Below are 9,233 nucleotides of genomic sequence, written 5' to 3'. Positions count from 1 at the left end.
GCTCGCAAAACATGTAGAGAAGCCGGAAATCACTTCGCCCGCTACTCGGAATCCGAATCTTCGCGACTGAAACTCGTAAGCTCACCCCGAGGAAATCGCACTCGGAGTGATTTCCGGACAGACACTAGCTAGCCGCGGCATACAACTTGCGTACTCATACGGGGCCACTCGCGACTTGCCAAACTGACACCGAAGGATTCAACGATGGACTCGATACAAATCACCGCCGTTGATCCGGTCTGTGGAATGACAGTCAATCCGGCGGATTCGCGCCACAGCGACCACGGTGGGAAGTCGTTCTTCTTTTGCTGTGAGGGCTGCCAGCGAAAATTCGAAGCCGATCCCGTGAACGTTCTTTCGGCCTTCGCCGCCAAGAAACAAGCGGGAACAACGGGCAGCCAAGCAGACGGGGCTCATTCTTGCTGCGGCGGATCCGCGACCAAGACAAACGGAAATAGGTTGGCCCCCGCTGACGCGTCCGCGATCTACACCTGTCCGATGCATCCGGAAATCGAACAGATCGGACCCGGCGATTGTCCGATCTGCGGGATGGACTTGGAACCAGCCGTCGTCACATTGTCTAGCGACGCCGATGACGAACAGTATGCCGACATGAAGCGGCGTTTTTGGACGGGTGTCGCCTTGTCGGTGCCGCTATTGGTAATCGCGATGGGGCCGATGGCCGGATTGCGGATCGGCGATTTCATGTCGAGCAGCGTTGCGGGTTGGATTCAATTCGCGCTAGCGACCCCAGTTGTGTTTTGGTGCGGATGGCCACTGTTGGTTCGCGGCGCGAAGTCGTTTCGAACGATGAATTTAAATATGTTCTCGCTGATCGCGGTGGGATCGCTGGCCGCGTACGCGTTCAGTCTGGTGGTCGTGCTTGTGCCCGGCGTGATCCCGAAGGCGTTCTTCGACCATGGCGTGCCGCCGCTGTATTTCGAAGCCGCCGCGGTGATCATCACGCTGGTGTTGCTAGGGCAAGTGTTGGAATTGCGAGCACGACAACAGACCGGTAGCGCGATTCGCGAACTCATGAAGCTGGCACCCGAAACCGCCCACCGAATTGTCGGCGATGGCGGAGAAGTCGTCCCGTTGGATGCCGTCCAAAAGGGCGATCGATTGAGAGTTCGTCCGGGCGAAAAGGTCCCCGTCGATGGAAGAGTTCTCAGCGGGGCCAGCAGCGTCGACGAGTCGATGTTGACCGGCGAACCGATGCCGGTGACCAAGGTCGAAGGTGACGAAGTCACCGGTGGGACGCTCAACCAGACGGGCGCATTGGTGATGGAAGCTGTCGGTGTCGGCGGCGATACCGTTTTGAACCGCATCGTCCAAATGGTCGCCGATGCGCAGCGCAGCCGCGCGCCGATCCAAAAACTGGTCGACGTCGTCGCTCGTTACTTTGTGCCCGTCGTGATCGCGTGCTCGATCCTGGCGTTCATCGGGTGGGCGATGTTCGGTCCCGAGCCACGACTTGCGCACGCGTTCGTGGCGGCCGTTGCGGTGTTGATCATCGCGTGCCCGTGCGCACTGGGGTTGGCAACGCCGATGTCGGTGATGGTGGGTGTCGGTCGCGGCGCATCCGAAGGTGTGCTGATCAAAAATGCCGAAGTACTGGAACTCATGCAGAATGTCGACACCATCGTCGTTGACAAAACCGGGACGCTGACACAAGGGCGTCCCGAGGTGACCCGCGTCAAGACGTTTGGCGATTGGAACGAAGCAGACGTAATAAAACTGTGCGCGGCCGTCGAAACTCAGAGCGAACACCCGTTGGCCCAAGCCATTGTTCGCCGTGCGAAATCCGATGGCTTGGAAGTCGTTGAAGCATCGCGATTCAACAGCATCACCGGCGGCGGCGTACATGCTGATGTCGGCCAAAACAAAGTGCTGATCGGCAACGCGGACTTGCTAAACGGACAGAAAATCGAGGGCGTGGATGGGGGACAAGAGTTCGCGGCATCGCATCAGGCCGAAGGCGCGACGGTCGTGTTCGTGGCGATCGACAAAACGCTGGCGGCGGTTCTAGCGATCACGGACCCCATCAAGGACAGCACGCCAGTTGCGTTGAAGTCGCTGCATGAACTCGGTTTTAAGATCGTGATGTTAACCGGCGACGCCCAGCCGACTGCAAACGCCGTGGCGACGAAGTTGGGCATCGACGAATTTCATGCCGGCGTTTCACCTGCCGACAAGCATGACTTCATTCGCAAGCTCAAAAAGAAAGGCAAAACCGTTGCGATGTGCGGCGACGGGATCAACGACGCGCCCGCACTTGCCGAAGCCAATGTCGGCATCGCGATGGGAACGGGTACGGGGGTCGCGATCGAATCGGCGGGAATCACCCTGGTTGGCGGCGATCTGCGCGGTGTTGCGGCGGCCGCCCACTTGAGTCGCAAGACAATGAGCAACATTCGCCAGAATCTGTTCTTTGCCTTCGTCTACAACGCACTGGGAATTCCCATCGCTGCGGGTCTGCTGTATCCCGTCTTCGGCGTGCTGCTAAGCCCGATGGTTGCAGCTGCGGCGATGAGTCTCAGCAGCGTTTCCGTGATCGCCAATGCACTGCGGCTACGTGCGGCGAAGTTGACCTAATCATGTCCGTGCGTTTTCGCTATTTCAACAATTCAAGACGCCGACGGGCTTCGTCCACTGCCGGTTTAGCCCACTGCTCGTTTGCGAATGTTTCAACGATGCCGTTGAGCTTCTTTTTCGCTTCATCAGCATCAAGGAATTCGGCCGCCGCACGGATGTCTTCGATCAGTTTGCTGGTTCGCGGATCCATCACAATCATTGGCGATCGACGTCGCAAGACTCTCTGTTCGTGCCGAGCGAGTTGAAGTAGCTCGCCGAGACTTTCGCTATCATCGGCAATGGAGTTCTCAAACGCGTTGATCCAATGTTCGATCCGCTCTGCGGTCTCGATCGGTTCAGTTTTTCGATTCTTCATCGCCACCATGAAACCCTCTTCGGCCGGTCCCATTTCAACCAAACCGATTTTTGCCTGCACCCGTAGTCGATTCAATGTTGCCGACAACGTCGCTTCGTTGGCAAGGTCGCGAACTTCTTCGATCCGACCGTCGTTAGGATACTGTCGTATGAACGCGTTCATCTTCGCCAGATCGCCCGACGATAGGATCGACGCATACAGTTTTTCTGGCGTAGGCGGTTGGATCGACCGGTAAAACGTGTATCCGATCGCAAGCAGGACCACGACCATCACGACGAGAAGCGATCCATGCAAAAGCGATTGTGAAGAGCTCTTTGCGTCCGTCGCTGTGGTGTGTTCGGTGCCAAGGTTGCCCACGGTGGTAAACCGTGCTCTCGTTTCGGATTCTGAACCGCCTGGTGCCGTCGCGGACGTGTCAGACGAATCTGAAGCCTCCGCGCGAACGGTGTTGCCGCCGCGTGAGACGACCGTTCGCGCGACCGGCGACGAACGGTCGTGGTTGGTTTCACCCGCCATCCGCGTCGACTGGTCCGCCGCCACATCGCTGCTGGTCGGATCGGATCTACCGGAGTCACTGCGCGGGTCTTGTGGCGCGGTGCTGACGGAGTCGCGTTTTGCGGCTGCCTTGGCGACGTCGCCCGAACCATGGGTGACCGGGTCGACAATATTGGTATCCGATGTTGCCGATTTCTTACCCGCGTCGGTCAGAGCCGAATCGGATGAAAGAGTCGCGTCCCGCGCAAACGTTGATTGGATCAACTTCAACCGTTTCATCACCGACAATGCCGTCGGTGGACGATCCTCGGGCTTCTTTTCCAACATCTGGTGCACGATCGCGGTCAACTCTTCGGGCAAAGCCGAGTTGACCAAATCCAACGGGATCGGACGGTCTCGCATCAACGCGTCTATCACCTCCGTTGATGATCGTCCCTTGAACGGCGCACGTCCCAGCAACATCGCGTACATGACACTGCCAAGCGAATACAGATCGGTCCGCGGAGTGATCGGTCCACCAACGGCCTGTTCGGGCGCCATGTAATCGGGCGTACCCAGCACGGACCCCGATTGAGTCTGTTCGCTGCTGTCACCAAACACCTTCGGGATGCCGAAGTCGACCAGCTTGATGGTGCCGTCGTCGGTCAAAATCAAATTGGCAGGTTTCAAATCACGATGCGTCACGCCGATATCGTGTGCGTGCTTCAATGCGGATGCGATCTGGACCGAAAGGTCAAGAACCATCGGGACCGGCAGTTTCTTGAGCCGCCGTATCAACGCCTGCAGCGTTTCGCCCGAAATCAACTCCATCGAATAGAACAACCGACCCTGGTTGTCCTCGCCCTCGCCGATGATACGAACGATGCCCTTGTGCCGCAGCATCTTCAAAGCCCGAATCTCGGCCGCGAATCGACGCCGAAAACGCTGATCATCCGACACGTGAGCCGCGATCAACTTCACCGCAACTCGCTCGCCGCTCTTGATGTGCTGTCCTGCGTAGACAACGCCCATACCCCCGCGACCGATCAATTCGCCGAGCTTGTATGGGCCTAGGTATTCGTCAGGCGGCATCGTTCATCACAAAAAGAGAAGCATAGAGAATCGCAGTTCCGTGCGAGTGCCATTCTAAACCACCCTCGTCAGCCTCGCGACGCCGCAGCCCAAATACCTTCCATCGGCTGCCCGCAACCGATCTTCGACCGTTACCCGCACTCTGCTACGATTGCCCCGCCATGGACGAAGAAAAACCAAATTCCGCGCCGCCCAAACGAATCGCCCAAATCGCGATGATTTCCGCCGTTATGCTTTGGGTGACGGGGCCGCCGCTGGGTTGGTGGCCAGTCGCCTTCGTCGCCGTGATCCCCTGGTTGTTCTTGATCGCGACGGATACTCCGTTGGATCGTCGTGGTTACCTCGCCATCTGGCTGACCTCGACGGTCTATTGGTTGGTCACGCTCCAAGGACTCCGTCATGCCCACCCGGCGATGTATCTCTGCTGGATCCTCTTGGCCGCCTACTTAGCCGTTTACCATGTTGCGTTCGTCGGCATTTGTCGTCGCGCAGTTGCTCGTCGGATACCGCTCTACGTCGCCGCTCCGATCGTATGGGTCGCGACCGAGTTGATTCGCAACTACTTCCTCACCGGGATCTCCGCCGCCATGCTCGGTCATGCTTTGGTTGGCGTGCCCATGATGATTCAAATCGCCGACCTGTTCGGGTCCTACGGCATCGGGATGGTGTTGATGTGTTGCAACGTCGCGACGTTCCTGCAGTTCCGGCGGTACCGGGGCAACGCCGATCGCCGGTCGATGCTGATCGCGACATCGATTGCCTCGTTAGCTCTGATCGCAACGTGCGGATACGGGTACTGGCGACTCTCGCAACCGCTCGGTGAACCACTCGCGACGATCGCGTTACTTCAGCGTGACGAAGAAGTCGTCTACGAACAAAGCGGCGAACGCCAAGAAGAGATCTTTCGAAACTATGCCCGGCAAGCTATCGAAGCCGTCGGCGAATCGGACAAACCGATCGATCTGGTCGTTTGGCCCGAATCGATGTTTACCGGTTCAGCAACATGGATGACCGCGCCGCCCAACGCGCCGGTTCCCAAAGAAGCTTCCATGACGCCAGCGGAATTCCAAGCCGGAATCGTCGAACACCAACAGTATTTCAACCAACGGTCGCGTTCGATTCAGCAAATGATGATCGCCGCCAAACCCGGCCGAAAACCTCCCGAGTTCCTGGCCGGCTGCGGAGTCATCCGTTACGACGATCCTATCGAACTGTATAGCGGGGTGGTTCATGTCGGCGCCGATGGAGATCTGGCGGACTGGTATGGGAAAACCCACTTGGTTCTCGTCGGCGAAAACATTCCATGGATCAGCCAGTTGCCGGTGATCGGATCCTGGATTCCCCACTTGAACGTCGGCGAAGGTGGCAAGCGAATGCATATCGCTGGCATCGATGTCTCGCCAAACATTTGCATTGAAACCGCCGTCGAACGAGTCACCGTCAATCAAATGCGCGCCCTGTCGCGTACCGGCGCCGTGCCCGATGTCGTCGTCACAGTCACCAACGACGGATGGTTCGATGACTCGTCCATCATCGAACACCATCTTCGCTGTGCACAAATGGTCGCCGTCGGAATTCGCCGGCCCATCGTCTCGGCCGCCAACAATGGGCCGACCGCGCAAATCAACTCCAACGGCAATGTCGTCGCGCGGCTGGCGACGGGAGTCAACGAAACACTGATTGCGACTCCGAGAGCGGATGCTCGAGACACCGTCTACGTCAAAATCGGTGACATCCCCGCCTGGTGCTGTGTTATCGTCACCGCATTCTTCATCAAGCGGCGAAAAGTCGTTTCGTGACGACTACTCTTGGACTTGGTAAAGCGGCAAGTGACGATAGTAGACTTCCAAGCAATAGATCGACAGGCACGTCGTGTAGATGCGACCATACGAACCATACGCATCGCCCTGCGGCGGCCAGCTTCCGTCTTCGCGACCACCGCGAGTTTGCATTTTTGGCAACTCGACCTTCATCGTCTCGTTCCAGTTTCGCCAAGGGGAACCGCCGAAATGATGCAGCATTTGCGTCGCGTAGTACCAGTAGTAGACATCCTGGTCGTTCACGTCGAACGGATAATCCATCGACAAAGCCTCGACTCCGCGAATCATCGGCAAATCATCTCGACGCCAACCCAGGTATTGGCGGCACAGCAAGCCTTCCGCCGTCATCGCCGGCGACGGGTTGCCTCGAGGCTGGTACGAGTACGCCGCACCCTCATAGGATTCTGCGGTGTCCAAATACTTGCCGACCGCTCGCAGCTTTGAATCGTTGACTTCAAGGCCCGCACTCTTGGCACTCATCAACGCCAGCAGAAACCAACCCGTCACCGACGTATCGGAATCTTCGTTCGGCGTGTAGCGCCATCCGCCCTGGCTCGACTGCGCTTTTTCCGCGAATTCGACGGCCAGCTCCGCTCGCGGACGCAGCCAGGAATCCTTCGTCATGCCGTACATCTCGCATAGCGCGATCGTCGCTTGCGCTTGCGAATACATCTGCTCGTGTCCGCGTGCTTTTCCCGCCATGAAGCCACTTCGGTCTTGCAGGCTGACCAAGTACTTCATCGCCTTTTCCATCTCGTCGGTGTAGTCGCCGCTGCGATGCGTATGTCCGTCACCCAGAAACGCCAGCATTGCCATCGCGGTTGCCGATGCTTCGTTCTCGGCGTGGTTGCCGTCACGGTACGGACCCTTCATGCTCCAACCGCCTTTACGCGATTGATTGCGTTTCAGCCACTCGAGGCCTCGCTTGACCGCTTCTTGCGTTTCCGCAGTTCCGCCGAACTTCGCCAACAAAGACGCCTTCATCGCACCGGTGCGGCCGCCGAACATCGGTTGAGCGATTTCCGATGCAGAGTCTCCGAACGCCAACGGCACCAACTCAGGCGTCATTTCCGTCGCAGCAGTTTCAAAGACAGTTGGTAATTCTGTATCGACTTCTGTATCGAAGTCGGATTCGACCATGGAATCCAATTCGAACTCTGTATCGTTGGACAAAATTTCAAACTCAACAATCTCATCTTTCTTGTCGCCGTCATTCTGCCCAATCGTCAGGATCATCTTTCCGATGCCTGATCCAACGGGTGTGGTGATCAGTGCCAACACCAGCAAGAAGATCAGGTGGATCACCAAGCTGACCAACCACGGCGGTGCAGTGAACCCGCGCCGGTCCGTTCCCGGATCGCTCAGATCGTCGACTTGATCAGAGTCCGCCACCGTCGACGATGGCTTCGTACGCGTCTGAATCGGTTCCAACTCGCCCCGCCAACGGACGCCCTTCGCCGATCCGATGCCATTGCCGACGCGAGTGTCCGATGTGGCCGGGCGTACCGGCGGAAGAGTGGATCGAGGCGGCGGAGGCGGTGGTACCACCGAGGCGCGATTGGCCGGCAGCACATCGCTGCGCTTGATCGTCGGCGCAGGCGGACCGGCATCAGGCTTGGGGGCTACCGGCGGTGGTGCCGGGATCACCGGTTGTTCGACTGGCGGCGGAGCCGCTGAAATCGGTGGACCCATCACGGGTGGTGGAGGTGGCGCCGAGCGTCCGATGCCAGTCTGTCCATGTCCGATCGAATCGGTTGACGTCGGATCGCGATGAAAGTCTGTTTCCGACATCGTTTCGATCGGTCAGTGACCAGCCAGTGGGAAGAGAAGAGGAAAAGGGCCAATGATGCTTATTTCGCATTTTGGCTGGCTCTAGGATAAGGCCAGAGTCGATCGAAAGCCAACTCGACGGACTTGGTAGCGAAGCCAACCCGATTATGATGGATAAACCGGATCCGCGGGTATCGAAAAACAATCATTTTCAAGAACCCCGTACGGCCGTTGACAATCAGGAGCCGATATCCGATAAAGCGTCAGTCGAGGCAGTCTTCGGGACTGTTTCGGAAAACATCACCGCGGGATGGAGCAGCCCGGTAGCTCGCGAGGCTCATAACCTCGAGGTCGTCGGTTCGAATCCGGCTCCCGCAACTTCTTAGAACGGTTGGAACTAGTTCCGACCGTCGGGTAAACGAAAAGCCGACGTGTTTTGCACGTCGGCTTTTTTCGTTTTATCCCGTTATCTACGAACGACTTACGCCGATTGGCCGGGGGCGGTTTTCTTTCTCGGTTCTAGTTGAGAGATGACCCGAGAACGGGTCGGTGGCGGCTGGAACCGGTTCTGGGGCGGATTTCTTACGTTCTCCGTTTCTTAGGCCTCTTGGGTTACGAGCTGTTCGGTTCTCTCTTTGGGTCGGGTTGGGAAACGCATCTGACGCTGCAAATCGTTTGTCTTTCTGGGTCGTGACCGATTGAGACGGCCAGACGGTCGCTCAAAATCGCCCGATAGCGTTAAGTTGATTTGGAGAAGCCGAGAAAAGTGTTTTCGCGTTTGAGAGCCGCTGTTGAAGTATCCGACTACCCCTGACGGCCGCTACTTTGTCCACCAAGAACGTCTGTGGCGTTGCACGAATCCGAACCTTGACGAGGCCGAGCGTCAGAGGTTTGTGAATGAATTGATGGCCGCTCGTCGCCAGGTTGGCGTCGCCAAACGGGCCGACGATGATGCCGCCCTGACCGTCGCACGTGCCCGCGTGAACGCCGCCAAAATTTCTCTCGGAGAACGCGGCCCGACTTGGTGGGATGACGACACCGACTTCACCCGGTGCCTGGTTGAGAACACACCCTACGCCAAATGGTGGGCAGAACGAGACGCCTGATCAGGGCTTCGTCGCGGCGAA

The 9,233-nt window shown here is 57.9% G+C and carries 5 protein-coding genes and 1 tRNA gene; 4 read left to right on the top strand and 2 right to left on the bottom strand.

All coding sequences use genetic code 11. The annotated features are described in order from the left end of the window. Window positions 1-204 precede the first annotated feature (204 nt). Window positions 205-2,595: a heavy metal translocating P-type ATPase gene (locus Poly51_RS17215; RefSeq protein ID WP_146459009.1), complete on the top strand. Its 2,391-nt coding sequence runs from the start codon at window positions 205-207 to the stop codon at window positions 2,593-2,595. Between the two features lie 19 nt (window positions 2,596-2,614). On the opposite strand, the gene Poly51_RS17210 is transcribed toward Poly51_RS17215, so the two are convergent. After that, window positions 2,615-4,516, bottom strand: coding sequence for a serine/threonine-protein kinase (locus tag Poly51_RS17210; protein WP_146459008.1), 1,902 nt, complete (start codon window positions 4,514-4,516; stop codon window positions 2,615-2,617). 161 nt (window positions 4,517-4,677) lie between these two features. Between Poly51_RS17210 and lnt the strand changes: the two genes are divergently transcribed. Then, complete coding sequence (lnt, locus tag Poly51_RS17205) at window positions 4,678-6,315, top strand: apolipoprotein N-acyltransferase (protein WP_146459007.1); 1,638 nt, start codon at window positions 4,678-4,680, stop codon at window positions 6,313-6,315. Window positions 6,316-6,318: 3 nt separating this feature from the next. Here lnt and Poly51_RS17200 read toward each other — a convergent pair whose 3' ends face one another. Then, complete coding sequence (locus Poly51_RS17200) at window positions 6,319-8,127, bottom strand: prenyltransferase/squalene oxidase repeat-containing protein (protein ID WP_246114572.1); 1,809 nt, start codon at window positions 8,125-8,127, stop codon at window positions 6,319-6,321. Between the two features lie 283 nt (window positions 8,128-8,410). Between Poly51_RS17200 and Poly51_RS17195 the strand changes: the two genes are divergently transcribed. Next, window positions 8,411-8,484 (top strand) — tRNA-Met (locus Poly51_RS17195). A gap of 413 nt (window positions 8,485-8,897) precedes the next feature. Continuing rightward, complete coding sequence (locus tag Poly51_RS17190; protein WP_146459006.1) at window positions 8,898-9,212, top strand: hypothetical protein; 315 nt, start codon at window positions 8,898-8,900, stop codon at window positions 9,210-9,212. Window positions 9,213-9,233: the final 21 nt, after the last annotated feature.

The sequence above is a fragment of the Rubripirellula tenax genome, from assembly GCF_007860125.1.
GTDB lineage: Bacteria > Planctomycetota > Planctomycetia > Pirellulales > Pirellulaceae > Rubripirellula > Rubripirellula tenax.
The sequence above is the reverse complement of the archived record's forward strand: the minus strand, read 5'-3'. Positions and strand labels throughout refer to the sequence as shown.

What these genes read in the sequence shown, in the direction of transcription:
- Poly51_RS17200 (WP_246114572.1), bottom strand. Translation starts at nt 8,127, where the DNA reads ATGTCGGAAACAGACTTTCATCGCGATCCGACGTCAACCGATTCGATC.
- Poly51_RS17215 (WP_146459009.1), top strand. Translation starts at nt 205, where the DNA reads ATGGACTCGATACAAATCACCGCCGTTGATCCGGTCTGTGGAATGACA.
- Poly51_RS17210 (WP_146459008.1), bottom strand. Translation starts at nt 4,516, where the DNA reads ATGCCGCCTGACGAATACCTAGGCCCATACAAGCTCGGCGAATTGATC.
- lnt (WP_146459007.1), top strand. Translation starts at nt 4,678, where the DNA reads ATGGACGAAGAAAAACCAAATTCCGCGCCGCCCAAACGAATCGCCCAA.